Annotated in this window: 21 protein-coding genes; 8 read left to right on the top strand and 13 right to left on the bottom strand. The window is 55.5% G+C overall.

The genetic code is table 11. The features are described 5' to 3' along the window. Positions 1 to 11 precede the first annotated feature (11 nt). The 3 genes from PAG01S_RS11660 to zipA form a co-directional block, all read right to left on the bottom strand. Entirely contained in the window at positions 12 to 230 is a 219-nt protein-coding gene (locus PAG01S_RS11660) for a DUF3820 family protein (protein ID WP_003848878.1), read from the bottom strand. After that, complete coding sequence (gene ligA / locus PAG01S_RS11665; protein WP_022624163.1) at positions 223 to 2,250, bottom strand: NAD-dependent DNA ligase LigA; 2,028 nt, start codon at positions 2,248 to 2,250, stop codon at positions 223 to 225. Before ligA ends, PAG01S_RS11660 begins: the two co-directional genes overlap by 8 nt. Before the next feature lie 76 nt (positions 2,251 to 2,326). Beyond that, positions 2,327 to 3,325 (bottom strand): cell division protein ZipA, encoded by a 999-nt coding sequence (zipA, locus tag PAG01S_RS11670; RefSeq protein WP_029519439.1) that lies wholly within the window; start codon positions 3,323 to 3,325, stop codon positions 2,327 to 2,329. A gap of 218 nt (positions 3,326 to 3,543) precedes the next feature. On the opposite strand from zipA, the gene cysZ reads away from it, so the two are divergent. The 5 genes from cysZ (at position 3,544) to crr (ending at position 8,498) form a co-directional block, all read left to right on the top strand. Then, a complete protein-coding gene (gene cysZ, locus PAG01S_RS11675) occupies positions 3,544 to 4,311 on the top strand; it encodes a sulfate transporter CysZ (protein ID WP_060680702.1) in 768 nt (255 codons plus the stop codon). Positions 4,312 to 4,452: 141 nt separating this feature from the next. Next, entirely contained in the window at positions 4,453 to 5,421 is a 969-nt protein-coding gene (gene cysK / locus PAG01S_RS11680; protein WP_010259895.1) for a cysteine synthase A, read from the top strand. 387 nt (positions 5,422 to 5,808) lie between these two features. After that, the gene (gene ptsH, locus PAG01S_RS11690) at positions 5,809 to 6,066 is read left to right on the top strand and encodes a phosphocarrier protein Hpr (RefSeq protein ID WP_003848868.1); all 258 of its coding nucleotides are present in this window, start codon (positions 5,809 to 5,811) and stop codon (positions 6,064 to 6,066) included. Positions 6,067 to 6,227: 161 nt separating this feature from the next. Then, a complete protein-coding gene (ptsI, locus tag PAG01S_RS11695; RefSeq protein WP_010259908.1) occupies positions 6,228 to 7,955 on the top strand; it encodes a phosphoenolpyruvate-protein phosphotransferase PtsI in 1,728 nt (575 codons plus the stop codon). Positions 7,956 to 7,997: 42 nt separating this feature from the next. After that, on the top strand, positions 7,998 to 8,498 hold the full coding sequence (crr, locus tag PAG01S_RS11700; RefSeq protein ID WP_010259911.1) for a PTS glucose transporter subunit IIA: 501 nt from the start codon (positions 7,998 to 8,000) through the stop codon (positions 8,496 to 8,498). A gap of 61 nt (positions 8,499 to 8,559) precedes the next feature. Here crr and PAG01S_RS11705 read toward each other — a convergent pair whose 3' ends face one another. The 10 genes from PAG01S_RS11705 to PAG01S_RS11750 all read right to left on the bottom strand — a co-directional run bounded on the left by PAG01S_RS11705 (position 8,560) and on the right by PAG01S_RS11750 (position 17,333). Beyond that, a complete protein-coding gene (locus tag PAG01S_RS11705) occupies positions 8,560 to 9,900 on the bottom strand; it encodes an ATP-binding protein (RefSeq protein ID WP_062758771.1) in 1,341 nt (446 codons plus the stop codon). Then, complete coding sequence (locus PAG01S_RS11710; protein WP_010671364.1) at positions 9,897 to 10,577, bottom strand: response regulator transcription factor; 681 nt, start codon at positions 10,575 to 10,577, stop codon at positions 9,897 to 9,899. The genes PAG01S_RS11705 and PAG01S_RS11710 overlap by 4 nt, the downstream gene beginning before the upstream one ends. A gap of 168 nt (positions 10,578 to 10,745) precedes the next feature. Then, positions 10,746 to 11,630 carry a cysteine synthase CysM gene (gene cysM / locus PAG01S_RS11715; RefSeq protein WP_033788113.1) on the bottom strand — a complete coding sequence of 295 codons (885 nt, stop codon included), beginning with the start codon at positions 11,628 to 11,630 and terminating at the stop codon, positions 10,746 to 10,748. 81 nt (positions 11,631 to 11,711) lie between these two features. After that, positions 11,712 to 12,800 carry a sulfate/thiosulfate ABC transporter ATP-binding protein CysA gene (cysA, locus tag PAG01S_RS11720; RefSeq protein ID WP_033758582.1) on the bottom strand — a complete coding sequence of 363 codons (1,089 nt, stop codon included), beginning with the start codon at positions 12,798 to 12,800 and terminating at the stop codon, positions 11,712 to 11,714. After that, positions 12,790 to 13,665, bottom strand: a complete 876-nt coding sequence (gene cysW / locus PAG01S_RS11725) for a sulfate/thiosulfate ABC transporter permease CysW (RefSeq protein ID WP_010259929.1) — start codon at positions 13,663 to 13,665, stop codon at positions 12,790 to 12,792. Before cysW ends, cysA begins: the two co-directional genes overlap by 11 nt. Further along, positions 13,665 to 14,498, bottom strand: a complete 834-nt coding sequence (gene cysT / locus PAG01S_RS11730; RefSeq protein ID WP_010259932.1) for a sulfate/thiosulfate ABC transporter permease CysT — start codon at positions 14,496 to 14,498, stop codon at positions 13,665 to 13,667. The genes cysW and cysT overlap by 1 nt, the downstream gene beginning before the upstream one ends. Further along, positions 14,498 to 15,514 carry a sulfate ABC transporter substrate-binding protein gene (locus PAG01S_RS11735; protein ID WP_033769723.1) on the bottom strand — a complete coding sequence of 339 codons (1,017 nt, stop codon included), beginning with the start codon at positions 15,512 to 15,514 and terminating at the stop codon, positions 14,498 to 14,500. Before PAG01S_RS11735 ends, cysT begins: the two co-directional genes overlap by 1 nt. A gap of 253 nt (positions 15,515 to 15,767) precedes the next feature. Continuing rightward, entirely contained in the window at positions 15,768 to 16,385 is a 618-nt protein-coding gene (locus PAG01S_RS11740; RefSeq protein ID WP_062758773.1) for an RpoE-regulated lipoprotein, read from the bottom strand. 65 nt (positions 16,386 to 16,450) lie between these two features. Beyond that, entirely contained in the window at positions 16,451 to 16,918 is a 468-nt protein-coding gene (locus PAG01S_RS11745; protein ID WP_010259942.1) for a DUF2919 family protein, read from the bottom strand. Continuing rightward, positions 16,908 to 17,333 (bottom strand): GNAT family acetyltransferase, encoded by a 426-nt coding sequence (locus PAG01S_RS11750; RefSeq protein ID WP_003848834.1) that lies wholly within the window; start codon positions 17,331 to 17,333, stop codon positions 16,908 to 16,910. The genes PAG01S_RS11745 and PAG01S_RS11750 overlap by 11 nt, the downstream gene beginning before the upstream one ends. Before the next feature lie 207 nt (positions 17,334 to 17,540). On the opposite strand from PAG01S_RS11750, the gene amiA reads away from it, so the two are divergent. The 3 genes from amiA to tal all read left to right on the top strand — a co-directional run bounded on the left by amiA (position 17,541) and on the right by tal (position 20,701). Continuing rightward, the gene (gene amiA / locus PAG01S_RS11755; RefSeq protein ID WP_010259947.1) at positions 17,541 to 18,389 is read left to right on the top strand and encodes an N-acetylmuramoyl-L-alanine amidase AmiA; all 849 of its coding nucleotides are present in this window, start codon (positions 17,541 to 17,543) and stop codon (positions 18,387 to 18,389) included. A 100-nt stretch (positions 18,390 to 18,489) separates the two neighbouring features. Continuing rightward, positions 18,490 to 19,404 carry an oxygen-dependent coproporphyrinogen oxidase gene (hemF, locus tag PAG01S_RS11760; protein ID WP_010671360.1) on the top strand — a complete coding sequence of 305 codons (915 nt, stop codon included), beginning with the start codon at positions 18,490 to 18,492 and terminating at the stop codon, positions 19,402 to 19,404. Positions 19,405 to 19,750: 346 nt separating this feature from the next. Continuing rightward, complete coding sequence (gene tal, locus PAG01S_RS11765; RefSeq protein ID WP_010259954.1) at positions 19,751 to 20,701, top strand: transaldolase; 951 nt, start codon at positions 19,751 to 19,753, stop codon at positions 20,699 to 20,701. Positions 20,702 to 20,724: the final 23 nt, after the last annotated feature.

The raw sequence follows: 20,724 nt of genomic DNA on the forward strand, positions 1-20,724 counted from the left end.
TGCGGGCAGCGTTACTTACGGGTCTGAAGCGGTTTAACTAACCCTTCCAGACCCTCAATTTTTATTGTCAGGGTGAGTTGCATGAGATCACCCAGCAGACCAGACGGAAAGTCCCCACTGCGGGCAAACCACAGCAGATAAGGCTCAGGCAGATCGATCAGCATCCGCCCCTTATATTTGCCAAATGGCATAGGCGTATTGGCTATCGCCACCAGCTGATGTTCATCCATCTGAGGCTCCCAGCAGGCGGATCATTTCCGCTTCATCAATCACTTCAATGCCAAGCTCCGCTGCTTTCGCCAGCTTTGAACCAGCCGCTTCACCGGCAATCAGCAAATCGGTTTTCTTCGAGACACTGCCGCTGACTTTTGCGCCCAGCGCGATCAGCTGCGCTTTGGCATCATCGCGGTTCATCTGCGACAGTGAGCCAGTCAGCACCACCGTTTTACCCGCGAACGGACTGTCGATCTCTTCGGCTCTCACCACCACCACCTGCGGCCAGTGAATACCGATATCCTCGACCAGCTGGCGGATAACCTCACGGTTGCTCTCCTCTTCCATGAAGTTGCGCACGTGTGCCGCAACGACTTTGCCGACATCCGGCACCGCAATCAGCGCCTCAAGATCGGCATCCATGACCTTCTGCAACTCACCAAAATGGTTAGCCAGATTGGCAGCGGTGGCTTCACCCACTTCACGAATGCCCAGTGCATAGAGGAAACGCGCCAGCGTAGTCGATTTCGCTTTCTCCAGCGCGTCGACAACGTTTTGCGCCGATTTCGGCCCCATGCGATCCAATCCGGTCAGTTTGCCCGCCGTGAGACGGAACAGATCCGCAGGTGTGTTGACGTACTCTTTCTCCACCAGCTGGTCGATAATCTTATCGCCCATGCCATCAACATCCAGTGCCCGGCGCGAGACAAAATGCTTCAGCGCCTCTTTGCGCTGAGCACCGCAGATTAAACCGCCCGTGCAGCGCGTGACCGATTCCCCTTCGACCCGTTCAACCTCGGAACCACAAACCGGACAGTGTGCCGGGAACAGGACTTCACGCGTCTGTTCAGGGCGCTCGGCGAGCACCACGTTGACCACCTGCGGGATCACATCACCGGCGCGGCGAATAACGACCCGATCCCCGATGCGTAATCCCAGCCGCTCGATTTCATCCGCGTTATGCAGCGTGGCATTGCTGACGATAACGCCCGCGACCTGCACCGGCTCAAGGCGAGCCACCGGTGTGATAGCCCCGGTGCGGCCAACCTGAAATTCGACGTCCCGCACCCAGGTCAGTTGTTCCTGTGCCGGGAATTTAAAGGCAATCGCCCAGCGCGGCGCGCGCGCCACAAAGCCCAGTTTTTCCTGCAGTTCCTGTGAATCGACTTTGATCACCACGCCATCAATATCAAAACCCAGATTCGGACGCTGTTGCTCAATATCACGATAGAAGGCCAGGGCTTCTTCTGCGTTGTGCACCAGCTTAATGCGGTCGCTGACCGGCAGGCCCCAGGCTTTAAACTGTTGCAGACGCCCCATGTGACTGTGCGGCATCTCACCGCCTTCCAGCAGGCCAAAACCGTAGCAGAAGAAGGTCAGCGGACGTTTGGCGGTAATGCGCGGATCCAGCTGACGCAGAGAACCGGCTGCTGCATTGCGCGGATTAGCAAAGACTTTGCCATCAGTCCGGCGTGCTTCCTCATTCAGCTTTTCAAAGCCGCGCTGCGTCATAAATATTTCGCCACGCACTTCCAGCCGTGCCGGAATGTTGTCGCCTTTAAGCCGCAGCGGGATAGCGCGAATGGTGCGGACATTGGCGGTAATGTTCTCGCCGGTTGTGCCGTCACCGCGCGTTGCGGCCTGGACCAGCAGACCATTTTCATACATCAGGCTGACCGCAGCGCCATCGAGCTTGAGTTCACAGCAGTAGGTTATGTCGTCACTGCTTTTCAGGCGATCCTGCACCCGCTTGTTGAAAGCCATAAACGTGGCTTCATCAAAGGCGTTATCCAGCGACAGCATCGGGACTTCATGGCGCACCTGCTCGAAGACCGTCAGCGGCGCGGCACCCACGCGTTGTGTCGGCGAGTCTGGCGTAATGAGATCCGGGTGCTCCTCCTCCAGCTGACGCAGTTCACGCATCAGACGATCGTATTCAGCATCCGGCACTTCCGGCGCATCCATAACGTGATAGAGATATTCATGATGGCGCAACGTGGTGCGCAGTTCGGTGATGTGATCCTGGACGGATTTCATAAAGCCCCATCAGATAAAAAACCCCCGACAGGCGGGGGTTTGTTTTTAACAATTCAGATAGCGTTTAGCGCAGGTCTCAGACGCCAACCACATCGCGGATACGCGCTTTGTAAGTTTCCAGCTTCTGTGGCGTCATCATGCGACGCTCATCATCCAGCACCACGCCACCTACATCATCAGCGATACGCTGAGCCGACTGCAGCATCAGCTTGAAGTTCTGATTCGCATCGCCATAAGAAGGCACCATCATAAAGATAGAGATGCCAGGCGTGCTGAAATCGGTCATCAGGTCAGGATTGAATGAGCCCGGCTTAACCATATTGGCCAGACTGAACAATACAGGGCCGCTGCCAGCCGGACTGAGATGACGATGGAAAATGTTCATTTCACCAAACTGGAAGCCCGCCTGGAGAATACCCTGCAGTAGGGCCTCACCGTTCAGTTCACCGCCCGAGTGTGCGGCAACATGCAGCACCAGTACCGCTTCTTTCGGTTTTTCCGCTGGCGCTTTAGCAGCAGGCTGTGCTGGCGCGGGCGCCGATGTCACTTCAGGCTGCGGCTCAGGTTCTGCCTGGTACTGCGGTGCTGGCTGTACAGATTCCAGCGGGTCGAGATCCAGCAGTGGGTCGGCCTGAACGGGCGGCGCGACAAAAGTGGGTGCGGGCTGCTGACGAACCGGTTCAGGGCGCGACTGCGGAGCAGGCTGCGGTGCCGTGTTAAAAAGCGGGTCGCTTTCAGGTTCGGGTTGCGGTGCGGGTCGTGGCGCAGGCTGACGCACAGGCTCAGCGGGCGCAGGCTTACGCGGCGCTTCTGGCTGTGGCTCGCGAATCTCATCGAAACGCGGTTCCTGATGTACGTTGCGATCAGAACGAACGCGAACCTCGCCGACGCCATCATCCTCGTCGTCAATCAGGTCCTGCTCATCATTTTCATCACGTTGTTTTAGACGTTTGTGCGGGCGATCGCGGAACACTGACGAACGCTCTTTACGGCTGGTCCACAGCCCGTGAAGAAGGAGCGCTATAATGGCGATCGCGCCAACAACGATTAATATCAGACGCAAATCCTGCATCATTGTATTCTCTGTTGTTCCAATACCTTGCCACCGCGGCAAACTTTATCCTCTAACTGTATTTGCCCTGCTACACAAGTGCAAGTCTGTGCACTATTTTCTGACAAATAAGATAGGCAACCCACGCTTTTTCGCTGTTTTTTTACCCAAACGGCACCTGGCCTGGAGAAAAAGCCAGGTTATAGTGGGCGCGCCTTAACATCTTCAGGAGAACTGGCTTTATGGCCATTGAGAATTCCGTCTCAAATTTTAACGGCATGCACTACTTTAGCCAGGGCTGGAAACTGGTACGTCTGCCTGGCATTCGCCGCTTTGTGGTGATGCCGTTGCTGATCAATATCGTGATGCTGGGTGGCGCTTTCATCTGGCTGTTCTATCGTCTCGGTGACTGGATCCCGCGGCTGATGGCCCATATTCCGGACTGGCTGCAGTGGCTGAGCTATCTGTTATGGCCGCTGTCAGTGATTGCGATTGTGCTGGTGTTTAGCTACTTCTTTTCGACCCTGGCAAACTTAATTGCCGCTCCGTTTTGCGGCCTGCTGGCCGAGCAGCTGGAAGGCCGCCTGACGGGCAAGCCCCTGCCGGACAGCGGCTGGGCTGGAATGATCAAGGATGTGCCGCGCATTATGAAGCGCGAGATGCAAAAACTGGGTTATTACCTGCCCCGCGCGCTGGGACTGCTGCTGCTCTACTTTATTCCTGGCTTTGGCCAGACCGTTGCGCCGGTGCTGTGGTTCCTGTTCAGCGCCTGGATGTTGTCCATCCAGTATTGCGACTACCCGTTTGATAACCATAAAGTGCCGTTTCAGCAGATGCGCAACGCCCTGCGTCAGCACAAAACGGCCAATATGCAGTTTGGCGCGCTAATCAGTCTGTTCACCATGATCCCGGTTCTGAACCTGGTGATCATGCCGGTTGCCGTCTGCGGTGCCACCGCCATGTGGGTCGATCGCTACCGGTCAACGCTGGCACGTCATGAGTTGCGTTAAATTCATCAGCGCGCCTTATGCTCTTTTTAGCAGGGCTTATTGCCGGGCGACATATAGATATACGATTTCTTTCCTTCCGCCACCAGGCAGAAAAGGTATGCTCATAGGGTTCCCAATAATTCATACAGTTAAGGACAGGCTATGAGTAAGATCTATGAAGACAACTCTTTGACAATTGGTCATACGCCATTGGTTCGACTGAACCGCATCGGTAACGGCCGCATCCTTGCGAAAGTTGAATCCCGTAACCCGAGCTTCAGCGTAAAATGCCGTATCGGTGCCAATATGATTTGGGACGCAGAAAAACGCGGTATTCTGAAACCGGGTGTTGAACTGGTTGAACCGACCAGCGGCAATACCGGTATTGCTCTGGCCTATGTCGCCGCAGCGCGCGGTTATAAATTAACGCTGACGATGCCAGAAACCATGTCAGTTGAGCGCCGTAAATTGCTGAAGGCGCTGGGCGCGACGCTGATATTGACCGAAGGCGCCAAAGGCATGAAAGGTGCCATCAGCAAAGCTGAAGAGGTTGTTGCCAGCAATCCGGATAAATATGTGCTGCTGCAGCAGTTCAGCAACCCAGCCAACCCGGAAATCCATGAAAAGACCACCGGCCCGGAAATCTGGGAAGACACGGACGGCGAAGTGGATGTCTTTATTGCCGGTGTCGGCACCGGCGGTACGCTGACCGGCGTGAGCCGCTACATCAAAAACACCAAAGGCAAAAAAGATCTGATTACCGTCGCGGTTGAGCCGACCGATTCCCCGGTGATTGCTCAGGCGCTGGCGGGCGATGAGATCAAGCCCGGCCCACACAAAATTCAGGGTATCGGCGCAGGCTTTATCCCGGGCAACCTTGAGCTGAATCTGGTGGACCGCGTTGTGGCCATCACCAATGAAGAAGCGATCAGTACGGCGCGTCGGCTGATGGAAGAGGAAGGTATTCTGGCCGGTATCTCATCCGGTGCTGCCGTTGCCGCGGCGCTGAAGCTGCAGGAAGATGAAGCCTTCGCCAACAAAAATATTGTGGTGATCCTCCCCTCCTCCGGTGAACGCTATCTGAGTACCGCCCTGTTTGCCGATCTCTTCACTGAAAAAGAGCTTCAGTAGCAGAGGCCGATAGTCCGAAAATGGAGAAAAAAGCACCCAATCGGGTGCTTTTTTGTGGTGCAGATCTCACTTTCATCACCCGGCAGATTGATTTCAGTGACGCCGCTCTGGTATTTAGACTGCCAATTATTTCGATGCCTGAAATTAATCCGCGTTTGAAGTGGATCAAGCTGAATCGATTTACGGATTCAGTGAAACGGCGAATCACGGCATAATTAACCGGTGACGTGTAGAATCGGTTTTGAGACGCAACGGACTGTAGATTTGACGCATGCGCGTCTTTGGTCAGCATGAAGCTATACCCGCGCACCTACACAGGCTAAAGTAAAGGCTCCAGGCTAGACTTTAGATCCATAACACTCATCCTGATAACGTTGGGGAAATAGAATGTTCCAGCAAGAAGTTACCATTACTGCACCAAACGGTCTGCACACTCGCCCAGCTGCGCAATTCGTTAAAGAAGCCAAAGCTTTCCAGTCAGAAATTACCGTGACCTCTAACGGTAAATCAGCGAGCGCGAAGAGCCTGTTCAAGCTGCAGACACTGGGTTTAACCCAGGGAACGGTTGTGACCCTTTCCGCGGAAGGTGAAGACGAGCAGAAAGCAGTTGAGCATCTGGTCAAACTGATGGCTGAACTGGAGTAATCTCCGCTCAGCTCTCCAGCAAATCGACTCCTCTGCGCCATTGAGTGCAAACATCTTGATCGCGGACAACCTGTCCGCGTTATTGCTTTCGTAGAGTACGTGTCCCGCGACAATGGCACCGCACAGAGTCCCATCAGCCATCGTGATTAAAAGGTAGCGTTATGATTTCAGGCATTTTAGCATCACCAGGTATCGCTTTCGGCAAAGCACTGCTGCTGAAAGAAGACGAGATCGTCATCAACCGCAAGAAAATTTCTGATGACCAGGTTGAGCAGGAAGTTCAGCGCTTCCTCGATGGCCGCAGCAAAGCGGCATTACAACTGGAAGCGATTCGCGTCAAAGCGGGTGAAACCCTCGGTGAAGAGAAAGCAGCAATCTTCGAAGGCCACATTATGTTGCTGGAAGATGAAGAGCTGGAGCAGGAAATCATCGACCTGATCAAAAAAGATCACGCTTCTGCCGATGCTGCTGCTTACTCGGTTATCGATGGCCAGGCGAAAGCACTGGAGGAGTTAGATGACGAATATCTGAAAGAGCGTGCGGCTGACGTACGTGACATCGGTAAGCGTCTGCTGCAAAACATCCTCGGTCTGCATATCGTTGACCTGAGCGCTATTCCGGACGAATCCATTCTGGTGGCAAAAGATTTAACGCCGTCAGAAACCGCACAGCTGAACCTGAAGAAGGTGCTGGGCTTTATCACCGATCTGGGTGGCCGTACCTCACATACCTCAATCATGGCGCGCTCGCTGGAGATCCCAGCCATTGTCGGTACCGGCAATGTGACCGTCACGGTTAAAAATGGCGATTTCCTGATTCTGGATGGCGTTAACAATGCGATTCACGTCAATCCTTCTGAAGCGATTCAGGAAGAGCTGAAAGCCGTACAGAACCAGTATCTGTCGGAAAAACATGAATTAGCTAAGCTGAAAGATCTGCCAGCCGTTACGCTGGATGGTCATCAGGTTGAAGTCTGCGCCAACATCGGTACTGTGCGCGATATCGCCGGTGCTGAACGTAACGGCGCTGAAGGCGTGGGTCTCTACCGCACCGAATTCCTGTTTATGGATCGTGACTCACTGCCAAGCGAAGAAGAGCAGTTCCAGGCGTACAAAGCCGTCGCTGAAGCTATGGGTTCACAGGCCGTTATCGTGCGTACCATGGACATCGGCGGCGACAAAGACCTGCCTTACATGAACCTGCCAAAAGAAGAGAACCCGTTCCTCGGCTGGCGCGCTATCCGTATCGCCATGGACCGCAAAGAGATTCTGCATGCGCAGCTGCGTGCCATTCTGCGCGCCTCCTCTTTCGGTAAACTGCGCATCATGTTCCCGATGATTATTTCGGTTGAAGAAGTACGCAGCCTGAAAGCGGAACTGGAACTGCTGAAAGCGCAGTTGCGTGAAGAAGGTAAAGCCTTTGATGAGAGCATCGAAGTCGGCATCATGGTGGAAACCCCGGCTTCAGCCGTGATTGCTCATCATCTGGCGAAGGAAGTCGACTTCTTCAGTATTGGGACAAACGATCTGACGCAGTATACTCTGGCGGTCGATCGTGGTAATGATTTGATCTCGCACCTGTACAACCCAATGGCGCCGTCTGTGCTTAACTTAATCAAGCAAGTCATTGATGCATCTCACGCTGAAGGTAAATGGACCGGCATGTGTGGTGAGCTGGCAGGTGATGAACGTGCTACACTACTGTTACTGGGAATGGGGCTGGACGAGTTCAGCATGAGTGCCATTTCTATCCCTGGCATCAAGAAAATCATTCGTAATACTAATTTTGAAGATGCGAAGGCATTGGCGGAGCAGGCACTGGCTCAACCGACAGCGGAAGATTTAATGAACCTGGTAAACAAGTTCATTAAGGAAAAAACGCTCTGCTAATCCGCATGATGCTGGCCCCAAATTACTGCTTAGGAGAAGATCATGGGTTTGTTTTCTAAACTTTTTGGCGAAAAAACGGATAGCGCTGGGACAATTGACATCGTAGCGCCTCTGTCAGGCGAAATCGTGAACATTGAAGACGTACCAGATGTGGTGTTTGCAGAAAAAATCGTGGGCGACGGTATTGCGATCAAGCCCAGCGGCAACAAAATGGTTGCTCCTGTTGATGGCACTATCGGTAAGATTTTTGAAACCAATCACGCTTTTTCGATCGAATCAGACAATGGCATTGAGCTGTTCGTCCACTTCGGTATCGATACGGTTGAACTGAAAGGTGAAGGCTTCAAACGCATCGCTGAAGAAGGCCAGAAGGTCAAAAAAGGCGACGTAGTTATCGAATTCGACCTGCCGTTGCTGGAAGAGAAAGCGAAATCAACCCTGACACCGGTTGTCATCTCCAACATGGATGAAATCAAGGAATTGATTAAGCTGACTGGCCAGGTCACCGTCGGCGAAACGCCGGTGATTCGCATCAGAAAGTAAGCATTCGTTCATAACATAACGGCACCCGCGGGTGCCGTTATCGTTTCTGCTGTATACCTGTTCAGGGCTGCCAGTGCGGCAGACGCAGCGTCAGTTCCAGTCCGCCTTCTGGCCGGTTTCTTGCCTCAACCTCACCATGATGCGCCAGCACCACCTTGCGCACGATAGCCAGTCCCAGACCATAACCTTTGCCCATCAGCGGCGAATTCACCCGCACAAACGGGTCAAAGATGCTGGAGAGCTTATCCTCATCGACACCCGGCCCATGATCGCGCACCTGAATCACCAGCCACTGCTGTTCTGTGCGCAGATGAACATCAATCCGCTGCCCTGGCTGAGAGAAGCGCAGCGCATTGCGTAATACATTCTCTGCTCCGCGCCGTATCAGCTCTGCATTGCCCCGCACGGTGTAATCAGCCCGCTCGTCGACCTGCAACTCTACCTGCACGCCTGGGATCTGCGCTTCATAACGGACATCGGTAATAACCGCCTGCAGCAAGCCGGTCAGATCAAAATATTGCTCATCCGGGATGCTTTCATGCTCAGCCCGCGACAGTGTCAGCAGTTCACCGATCATCTTGTCCAGCCGACGCGCCTCTTCATCAATGCGATCAAGCGAACTGTTCACGCTTTCTGGCGTCTGTCTGGCCAGCCCGGTCGCCAGCTGCAGTCGGGCCAGCGGTGAACGGAGCTCATGTGAGATATCATGCAACAGTTCTTCACGGGCGCGCACCAGGGTATCGAGCCGCTCGACCATAGCGTCAAAGGCTTCAGCGACGTTTGAGATCTCGTCGTGCCGCTTACGCATGATCGGAAACAGCCGCACGCTTAAATCGCCCTCAGCCACGCGGGAAAATCCTTCCCGCAGCTGACGCATAGGTCGCGTCAGATTCCAGGCCAGCAGCAGACTGAACAGCAATCCCACCGAGCCGGCGAAGACAAACATCGGCTCAGGAATATTCAGAAATTTGCGCGGCATCATGTTCAGCGTGCTGTCTTTACGCATGCCATCCAGGTCGTAGCGCAGCTGATAGGCTTTGCCATCTGCACCGCGAACCCAGCGCACCACCTCTTCAGGAAAGCGCCCTCTGATATCCAGGTTGCCACTGTTTTCTGATTGTGACGGTTTTGTCTGTTGGGTGACGTGGAAGAACTGCTGGTCGCTGTTATCCCAGTCTGAGAGCATCGCATTCAGCGCATCAGGCCCGCCCCGCTCCAGCACTGACGCGGCGGAGGTCATCTGCAGATCCACAATACGACGGATAGCCACGAGTTCAGGCGGTTCATGCCGTTTACCGGAGAGCGTAAAGCCGAGCCAGATAAGCTGGCTCATAATGACGAAAACGATCCAGAAGCCGATAAAGATCTTCCAGAACATGCGTCCACGGTAACTCTGCTTCATCGAATACGGTAGCCGATGCTGCGAACGGTTTCGATGTTGATGCTGTCAGCGGTTAATGCACTGAGCTTCTGACGAATGTTACTGATATGCACATCGACGCTGCGGTCATAGGCTTCACGCGGACGACCGAGTCCCTTTTCGGAGAGCTCATCTTTTGACACCACTCTGTCCGGCGCACGCAGCAGCAGATCCAGCAGATTAAATTCCGACGCCGTCAGATCAAAGGTTTTACCCTGCCATTCGCTAATGCGGGTGGCGGGATTAAGCATGAGTTCCCCCCAGCGCAGCGGCTCTCTGGCGTCTGGCTGTGGCGCCTGCTCTTCGAAACGGCGCAATACGGCGCGCAGACGCGCCACCAGTTCACGGGGATAGCAGGGCTTGGGCATATAGTCATCCGCGCCCATCTCCAGACCGATCACGCGATCAATATTATCGCCTTTGGCAGTCAGCATAATCACCGGTATCCGGCTGTTCTGGCGCACCTGACGCAACACATCAATGCCGCTCATGTCGGGCAGCATAATGTCCAGGATCATGGCGGTGAACTCTCCCGATAACGCGCCCTGCACGCCGGCGCTGCCGGTCAGAACCAGCTGGGCATCAAACCCTTCCCCGATCAGGTACTGGCTTAACATGGTGCCTAATTCAACATCATCATCAACAAGCAAAATTTTCATGGTTATCTCTCTGGAGAATTGCCGCTATTTTGTCCTGTGCTGAACATTCGCGCAGCCTGATTTACGCGATCCTTACAGATTCAGTCTGTCTGGCACCGAAAATTGGGGTTAAAAAAAGGCCTGTGGGCAGTAAATGCACGCACAGGCCTGATTCCGCATCAGCAGAAGTTACTGATGGTAGAGTCCGGTAGAGAGATAACGGTCACCGCGATCGCAGGCGATCGCCACCACCACGCTGCCAGGATTGGCCTGCGCAATGCGCAGCGCACCCGCCACCGCGCCGCCTGAACTGACGCCACAGAAAATGCCTTCACGGCGTGCCAGCGCGCGCATCGTCTCTTCCGCTTCCTTTTGCGTCATATCTATCACATCATCCACCAGATCGGGACGGTAGATCCCCGGCAGATAGGCCAGCGGCCAGCGACGAATGCCTGGAATACTGCTGCCTTCGCTGGGCTGCAAACCGATCACCTGCACGCCCGTGTTGAGCTCTTTCAGATATCGTCCTACGCCGGTAATGGTGCCGGTGGTGCCCATGCTGGAGACAAAATGGGTCATGCGCTGGTTCGACTGCTGCCACAATTCCGGGCCGGTGGTCTGATAGTGACCCAGCGGATTATCGGGATTATTAAACTGGTCCAGCACCCGGCCTTCACCGCGCGCCGCCATCGCCTGCGCCAGATCGCGTGCGCCCTCCATGCCCTGTTCACGTGGCACCAGGATTAACTCTGCGCCATAGGCGCGCATCGCGTCCTGCCGCTCCTGACTCATGTTGTCGGGCATCAGCAGGCGAAGTCGGTAGCCTTTCATCGCCGCGATCATCGCCAGCGCAATCCCGGTGTTGCCGCTGGTGGCTTCAATCAGCTGATCGCCAGGTGAAATATCACCACGCAGCTCTGCCTGATTGATCATCGACCAGGCCGCGCGATCTTTTACCGAACCTGCCGGATTATTGCCTTCCAGCTTGAGCCAGACCTCGCTGCCGTTGGCGGGCGTAAGGCGCTGCAACTTAATCAGCGGGGTATTGCCGATGGTATTTTCGAGAGTCGTCACGGTGCGGTTCCTGGCATCTTACAAACCAGATGCGAAAAAAAGGCGGGAGTGTCACTCCCGCCCGGTGTTGAAGAGAAAATATCAGGCGCTTTGTGCAAAGGCAACTGCGCGCAGTGGCGTATCGCCCTTATAGAGACGCGCCTGCTGCAAGCCAACAAACAGACGCTCGCCGCGAATCGGCGCTGTCTGCTCACCTTCAAACACCACCGAGACCGGCTCGCTTTGCCAGCCTGCAGGCTGGACGACCAGCTGCCAGAAGTGTCCACGCGGGCTCACCTCCAGTACCTGTACCGGCAGCGGGGTTTCCAGACTGCTGCGGCGTGACACGTCGATTTCCCACGGACGCAGGAACAGCTCAACCGCGCCCTGGTGGGCCGAGGTATAGCCCAGCGGCCAGTGGTGCGCGCCAACGTGGAACTGTGATCCCTGAATCTCGCCATCAAAGCGGTTCACTTCACCCAGGAATTCCAGCACAAAACGGGTCGCCGGATCGCGCCACACATCATCTGGCGTGCCGACCTGTTCAATATTGCCCTGGCTCATCACCACCACGCGATCCGCCACTTCCATCGCCTCTTCCTGGTCGTGGGTGACAAACACACTGGTGAATTTCAGCTCTTCATGCAGCTGACGCAGCCAGCGGCGCAGCTCTTTACGCACCTGAGCATCCAGCGCGCCAAAGGGTTCATCCAGCAGCAGAATCTGCGGTTCAACCGCTAACGCACGCGCCAGCGCCACACGCTGTTTCTGGCCGCCCGACAGCTGTGCCGGGAAGCGATTCGCCAGATGAGCCAGCTGCACCATCTCCAGCAGACGGGTAACACGCTGTTTGATCTCCGCCGTTGAAGGACGCTCACGACGCGGCAGCACGGTCAGGCCAAAGGCGATGTTGTCGAATACCGTCATATGACGGAACAGCGCGTAGTGCTGGAAGACAAAACCGACCTGACGATCGCGAGCATGCAGGCGGCTGACATCGTTACCATGAAAACGGATTTGACCGCTGTTCTGATGCTCCAGCCCGGCAATAATGCGCAGCAGCGTGGTTTTACCCGAGCCTGATGGGCCAAGCAGCGCCACCATTTCACCCGAGGCAATATCCAGAGAGATATCGTTCAGCACCGATGTGCGACCAAAGGATTTGTTGATCTTGTTAATCTCAATGCTCATGATTTCCCTCCTGTTGCAGGCGTTTGTGCTGTTGCTCTAAACGCCACTGCACAATGCTTTTCAGAAACAGCGTCACAATTGCCATCAGGGTTAACAGGGCGGCCGCGGTGAACGCGCCAACGGTGTTGTAGTCCTGATGCAATAATTCAACCTGAAGCGGTAATGTGTAGGTCTCACCGCGAATCGATCCCGATACCACCGAGACCGCACCAAATTCACCAATCGCACGGGCGTTGGTCAGCACGATGCCATACAGCAGCGCCCAGCGAATGTTCGGCAGCGTTACGCGGCGGAACATCTGCCAGCCAGAGGCGCCCAGCAGCACCGCCGCTTCATCTTCGTGACTGCCCTGACTCAGCATCACCGGGACCAGTTCGCGCACCACAAACGGACAGGTCACAAATACCGTCGCCAGCACCATGCCAGGCCAGGCAAACATAATCTGGATGTTATGCGCATCCAGCCAGCCGCCTGCCGGGCCATTAACGCCCCAGAACAGCAGATACATCAGACCGGCCACGACCGGCGACACGGCAAAAGGAATATCAAACAGGGTCAGCAGCAACTGACGACCCGGAAAGGTAAAGCGCGTCACCAGCCAGGCGAGCAGCGTGCCGAACACCAGGTTAACCGGTACGGTGATCAGCGCCACCATCACGGTCAGCCAGATGGCGTGCAGCATGTCCGGATCCGCCAGATTGCTGAGAGCGACAATCAGCCCCTGATTCAGCGCTTCCCAGAAGATGGAGGCCATCGGCACCACCAGCAGCAGAATCGAGATTAGCGCGCCGATACTAATCAGCAGCCACTTGCCCCAGTTCACTGGCTGACGAGCAGCGTGATTAATTTGTGAAACCTCAGCCATTAGTGACCTCCCAGACGACGGCCAAAGCGGCTCTGTAATGTGTTAATCGCAAATAACAGAATTAGCGATGCCGCCAGGATTACCGAGGCGATGGCGCTGGCCGCCGGATAGTCGAACTCCTGCAGCCGGACAAAAATCATCAGCGAGGTGACTTCCGTTTTCCAGGCGATGTTACCGGCAATAAAGATCACCGCACCAAATTCACCCAGGCTGCGGGTAAAGGAGAGCGCCGTTCCGGCCAGCAGCGCCGGTGCCACTTCCGGCAACACGACGCGGCGGAAGCTCTGCCACGGCGTGGCACCCAGCGTTTCGGCCGCCTCTTCATACTCCGGGCCTAACTCTTCCAGCACCGGCTGTACGGTACGCACCACAAACGGAATGCTGGTAAAGGCCATGGCGATGGCGATACCAATCCAGGTATAGGAAATTTTGATGTCGAACTGAGCGAACCACTGTCCATACCAGCCGTTGACCGAAAAGAGTCCGGCCAGGGTCAGACCCGCCACCGCCGTAGGCAGTGCAAACGGCAGATCCATCAGGCCATCCAGCAGCGTCCGCCCCGGAAAACGGTAACGGGTCAGGATCCATGCCATCAGCATGCCGAACACCGCATTAAACAGTGAGGCGACGCCTGCAGAGAGCAGCGTTACTTTATAGGCGGCAATCAGCTGCGGATTGGTCACCACATCCCAGTACTGTTGCAGCGTCATCTGCGACAGCTGCATGATCACCGCGCTGATAGGCAGCAGCAGAATCAGACAGGTAAAGAGCAGACTGGTGCCGAGGCTGAGACCAAAGCCGGGCAACACGCGTTTCTGGCTGGCTGCAAACATTATCCGCGCCCCGCCGCTAACAACTTATCAAGCTCACCGCCGCTGACGAAGTGCGTCTTCATCACCTTATCCCAGCCGCCAAACGCCTCTTCCACCCGGAACAGGTTGGTCTGCGGGAAGCGATCTTTCTGCTCCGCCATCAGCTGTGCATTGTTCACGCGATAGTAGTAGTGAGTAATAATATTCTGCGCTTCAGGTGTATAGAGATAGTTCAGATAAGCGCTGGCCGCATCAGCGGTTTTATTGGTGGCGACGTTTTTATCCACCCATGCCACCGGAAACTCCGCCAGAATGTTGGTTTTCGGCACCACCACTTCATACTCATCTTTGCCGTACTGGTTGCGGATGTTATTCACTTCGGACTCAAAGCTAATTAATACGTCGCCCAGGCCACGCTCAGCAAAGGTCGTGGTCGCACCGCGACCGCCGGTGTCGAATACTTCAACGTTTTTCAGGAATTGCGTCATAAAGGCACGGGTTTTGGCCTGATCGCCCCCGTCCGCTTTATCCGCTGCGCCCCAGGCGGCCAGATAGGTATAGCGGCCATTCCCGGAGGTTTTCGGATTCGGGAAAATCAGCTTCACATCACTGCGGGTCAAATCTGACCAGTCGTGAATCTGTTTTGGATTCCCTTTGCGCACCAGAAACGCCATGGTGGAGTAGAAAGGCGAGCTGTTATTCGGCAGACGGCTTTTCCAGTCTGCGGCAATCAGGTTGCCTTTATCGTGCAGCACCTGCACATCCGTAACCTGATTGTACGTGACGACATCCGCGCGCAGTCCCTGCAGGATAGCCAGCGCCTGCTTCGATGAACCGGCGTGCGACATCTTAATGGTCAGTGGATCGCCGGGATGGCTGGCATCCCACTGTTTAACGAAGGGAGCATTCAGGGCGACAAACAGCTCCCGCGACACATCGTAAGAGCTATTAAGAAGTTCAGTGGCATTGGCTGCGCCGGCCAGGCTCAGCGACAACGCGATACCGCTCACGATTTTTTTCATCGCTTGTAATGTCATTTGGCACCCTGAAAAAGTTTGATGCGGATCTCACCCGCTGAGGCACCAGTTTATTTATAACTCAGTGAAAACCAGTAACGGTTTTATATATCGTTTGATGATTTCAAAGTCGAAAAAAGCATAAGACGACGGCACTGTTTATGCAGAAATCAGCAAAAGCCGATAGGGAGGAGGAACCCCGTGCCGTGCGCGCCGGCAAAGGTTTTGGGAGGCTCAGCGGCCGCCTGACGGGCGGCGCGCTGAAGACGAGGAATTAACGCTGCCAGACAATCTTGCTGATTTTCCAGCTTTTCAGCGTATCGTCCGAGGGCATTAATCCCTCCGGTCCATGCCAGTCACCCTGATAAACATAGGTCAGATGCTGACTGCCAGGCGCACGGCATGCCACGTCACGCGCATCGGTGCCGCTGGCTAAGGTGCAGTTGTCGAAGGCTTTGCTGAACTTATTACTGAAGAGATCACCCACTTTGCTGCCATCACTGCTGGCGATTGCGCTGTCCATGACCTCAATACGTTCGACCTGCGACTGCCCGTAAATAACCAGCTTAACGTTGCCATCATTCAGCGCCTGCCAGAAAGAGACCACCTGACCGTTCTGGCTGCGCATGCCCTGACGCAGGCTATAGTCACCGTTCAGTCCGGCATTAATCGCGTCCTCTTTCATGGCGGTCGAGGCAGTTAACCCACCCACGCCCTGTTCAGTCGCGGTCAGCGAGGAACCGAACCAGTTCCACGGCAGCGCCGAAGACCAGTGATACGTCAGCGGATTCCACCAGCTTGCCTGCTGGCTGCTGTCAGCGCCGGAACCCGAACTGGCACAGCCGCTCAGTACAACGGCGGCGATCAGTAGCGTGGAACGAACAGCTTTCATGAGAACTCCTGTAAATGCGATGCCGGAAAGGCGGAACTGATTGGAGTCGCAAAGCGACAAAAAGTTTAGTGAAGATGATGTTCGGGCAGAAAGCAGTCGCGACAGCGGCGGCTGGATTGCAGCCAGATCAGGGCCAGCAGGTCAAACAACGTCAGCAGCAATGGCAGCGGTGAGGTGAGCAGATCGCCCTGCACAAACTGCATTCCCTGCCAGAGCAGATTCACCAGCAGCGACAGCGCCAGCACGCTGCGCCAGTGCTGCCAGAGTCGCGGCAGTCGGGTGCGATAGCCGGTCAGCAGCAGGCCCGCCAGCGCCGGTAAACCCAGCGCAAGGCCGATCCAGAACGCCTGACGATCCGGATAGAACAGCGCCAGCAGATCGTTGCCCTGCTGCCGTGACGCACCGGCCATCACCAGCAGCAGCCAGGTCCGCGCCTGGAGTAACAGGATCAGCCAAAAAAGAAACGGCAGCCGCAGCTGCCCTCTGGCGTCATACTCGTCCGGCAGATAGCCCGGTGACGGCTTAGTATTCACGATCTTCGATCAGACGTTTACCAAACAGCAGCGCATCGACCGGCTCATAATCAAGCTTCTCATAGAACGCCACCACCTGATCATTCTCTTCACGGATCATCAGATGCAGTTTCGGACAGCCGCGCGCGATAAGCTTCTTCTCCAGACGGTTCATCAGCGCATTCGCAAAGCCGCGTCCCTGATAGTCGGGATGCACGGCCAGATAGTAAGCCGCGCCGCGATGGCCATCATAGCCGCCCATCAGTGTGCCCACGACCACGCCGCCCACTTCAGCGACCAGAAAGAGATCGGGGTCGTGATTCATTTTGCGTTCGATATCCAGCTCAGGATCGTTCCATGGCCGTAACAAATCGCAACGTTCCCATAAGGTGATCACTTCTTCAAAATCTTCCTGGCGGAAGGCGCGGATTTCCATCTTCTTTACCTGCAAATAAGCACAATTTGCTGATTATCACGCATTCTCTGCCGCACGCAACCCTCCATGACGGGCGACAAATAAAAAAGCGCAAATTTACTGTTCGCGACCTGCAATACAAAGTAATGCCCTGAAATGGTTCTGTGATCGCAGGCAGCAGCCCCTTAGGCTATAACACCGGCAAGATTCCTGTTACCGGACCCGCACATGCACCTGCTTAAACGTTTGATTCATCGCCGTCAGTTACTGCTTTCCGGGCTGGCTCTGGCCATTTTATCGCCGCGCGCGGTTCAGGCTAAAGAGCAGTCTGCGCTTACTGGTGCAAATCGTCACTCGCGCCCTGCCCCGCCCGCAAAGAACGGGAAACGTATCGTGATGATCGACCCCGGTCACGGCGGCATCGACTCTGGTGCCGTTGGCGAAGAGGGTTCCGAAGAGAAACACATCGTGCTGGAGATTGCCGGCAACGTGCAGCGTCAGTTACAGAGCCATCCGCGCATAGAAGTGCGTCTGACCCGCGACAGCGACCACTTTATTCCGCTCTATCAGCGGGTGGAGATTGCCCACCAGCACGGCGCCGATCTCTTTATGTCGATTCATGCCGACGGTTTTACCAGTCCCGATGCCAGCGGTGCCTCGGTGTTTGCGCTCTCTAATCGCGGTGCCAGCAGCTCGATGGCGCGCTATCTGTCACAGCGGGAGAACGATGCGGACAAGCTGGGTGGCGTGAAAGCGCAGCAGCAGGATCACTATCTGCAGCAGATTCTGTTCGATCTGGTGCAGACGGACACCATCAAAAACAGCCTGACGCTGGGCAAGCATGTACTGGATCAGATCCGCCCGGTTCATCATCTTCACAGCCAGCACACCGAGCAGGCGGCCTTCGCAGTACTCAAGTCACCGTCGATCCCCTCGGTGCTGGTCGAAACCTCCTTTATTACTAATCCGCGTGAAGAGCAGCTGCTCGGCACCACCGCGTTTCGTCAGAAAATCGCCTCGGCTATTGCCAGCGGCATCGTCAATTACTTTGATGAGTTTGATCGCCGCAACGCCTGATGCATGTCGCCGGTTCAGGCCGTGCGACTCGCCGCACTCATGCAAGCGGCGCGGTTTTGCGTATAATCGCGTCAGACTTTGACAAACCATAAGCGAAAAAATGGCTGATATTTCCCGCGTAAAAGCGTTCCTGCTCGCATTGCAGGATGAGATTTGTAACCAGCTGGCGGCTGAAGATGGCGGCGCAGCGTTTGCCGAAGATAGCTGGCAGCGTCCTGGCGGCGGCGGCGGTCAGAGCCGCGTCCTGCGCAACGGCGCGGTGTTTGAGCAGGCGGGCGTCAACTTTTCGCACGTGCATGGCGATCAGATGCCGGCATCCGCCACTGCACACCGGCCGGAGCTGGCGGGTCGCAGCTTTGAAGCAATGGGCGTGTCGCTGGTGATCCACCCGAACAACCCTTATGTACCTACCAGCCACGCCAACGTGCGCTTTTTTATCGCGGAAAAACCGGGTGCCGATCCGGTCTGGTGGTTTGGTGGCGGATTTGACCTGACCCCTTTTTATGGCTTCGAAGAAGATGCGCTGCACTGGCACCAGACCGCCGCTGACCTCTGCCAGCCTTTTGGCGAGGATGTCTATCCGCGCTATAAAAAGTGGTGTGATGACTATTTCTATCTGAAGCATCGTGATGAGCAGCGCGGCATTGGCGGCCTCTTTTTTGACGATCTCAATACGCCCGACTTTGAGCAGAGCTTCAGCTTTATGCAGGCGGTAGGCCGCGGCTTTATGGATGCCTATCGGCCGATTGTGGCGCGCCGTAAAGATCACCCGTGGGGCGATCGTGAGCGCCAGTTCCAGCTCTATCGCCGTGGTCGCTATGTGGAGTTTAATCTGGTGTGGGACCGCGGCACGCTGTTTGGTCTGCAGACAGGTGGTCGCACTGAATCGATCCTGATGTCGATGCCACCGCTGGTCCGCTGGGAATATGATTATCAGCCCGATGCCGACTCACCTGAAGCCGCCCTCTATCGCGATTTCCTGCCGGTGAAGAACTGGCTGAATCTGCCAGTCTGATCGTTTCTGCCGCTGCAGCGCGCGTCTCAACCCGCGCTGCGCTTACCTCTCGCCTGATCGGCCTCTTCTTTTTTACAGGGCACGGATTGCTACAGTGTGGCCTGCGTCATTCCTCCTGACTGCTATGCTTATGGGTGGAATATGGCGCACCCCACGGTTAACACCGCATGACGGCTCCTTCGCACCGCCTCGCAGCGCAACAATCAGAGAAACCGCATGTTCATCAGAAACTCTCTGTTGCAATGTTATGGGTTCGCGTTCCCGGTAGCAGAACATGCCACAGACCGGCTGCGAGGCCTGAGGTGCCCCCTGTTCGCTTTCATTTTTCTTTTCAAGGAGTTTAGAGATGAACCAGCTAGAAGCCCTAAAACAGTTCACCACCGTGGTGGCGGACAGTGGTGATATCGAATCGATTCGTAATTACCATCCGGAAGACGCCACCACCAACCCCTCACTCATTCTGAAAGCGTCCGGTCTCGAAGGGTATAAGCACCTGATGGATGACGCGATTGAGTACGCCAAAAAACAGGGCGGCAGCAAAGAGACGCAGATTATCAACGCCAGCGACAAAGTGGCGATCAACCTTGGTATGGAAATCCTGAAAAGCATACCGGGCCGTGTTTCGACCGAAGTGGATGCGCGCCTCTCCTTCGATCGTGGCATGTGTGTGACCAAAGCAGAAAAACTGATTCGGATGTATGAAGAGCACGGTATCGATCGCTCACGCGTACTGATTAAGCTGGCCTCGACCTGGGAAGGCATCCGCGCAGCGGAAGAGCTGGAGAAAAACGGCATTCAGTGCAACCTGACACTGCTCTTCTCCTTTGCTCAGGCGCGTGCCTGTGCCGAAGCGGGCGTGTTCCTGATCTCCCCGTTCGTTGGACGCATCTACGACTGGTATAACTCGCGCAAACCCATGGACCCCTACGTGGCAGATGAAGATCCGGGCGTGAAATCCGTGCGTCGCATCTACGATTACTACAAAAAGCACCGTTACAGCACCATCATCATGGGCGCCAGCTTCCGTAAAGTGGAGCAGATTATCGCGCTGGCAGGCTGCGACCGCCTGACCCTGTCACCTAACCTGCTGGAAGAGTTGCAGAACAGTGATGCGCCGCTTGAGCGCAAACTGGAGCCTTCAACTGAAGGTTTCCACCAGCCGTCGCCGCTCTCCGAGGCGGAGTTCCGTTGGGAACATAATCAGGATCCGATGGCAGTTGAAAAACTCTCTGACGGCATCCGCCAGTTCGCGGTTGACCAGCAGAAGCTGGAAGATGTGCTCGCCGCACGCCTGTAGTCTTTATTTTAGTCGGGCGGGAC

The organism is Pantoea agglomerans NBRC 102470 (assembly GCF_001598475.1).
GTDB lineage: Bacteria > Pseudomonadota > Gammaproteobacteria > Enterobacterales > Enterobacteriaceae > Pantoea > Pantoea agglomerans.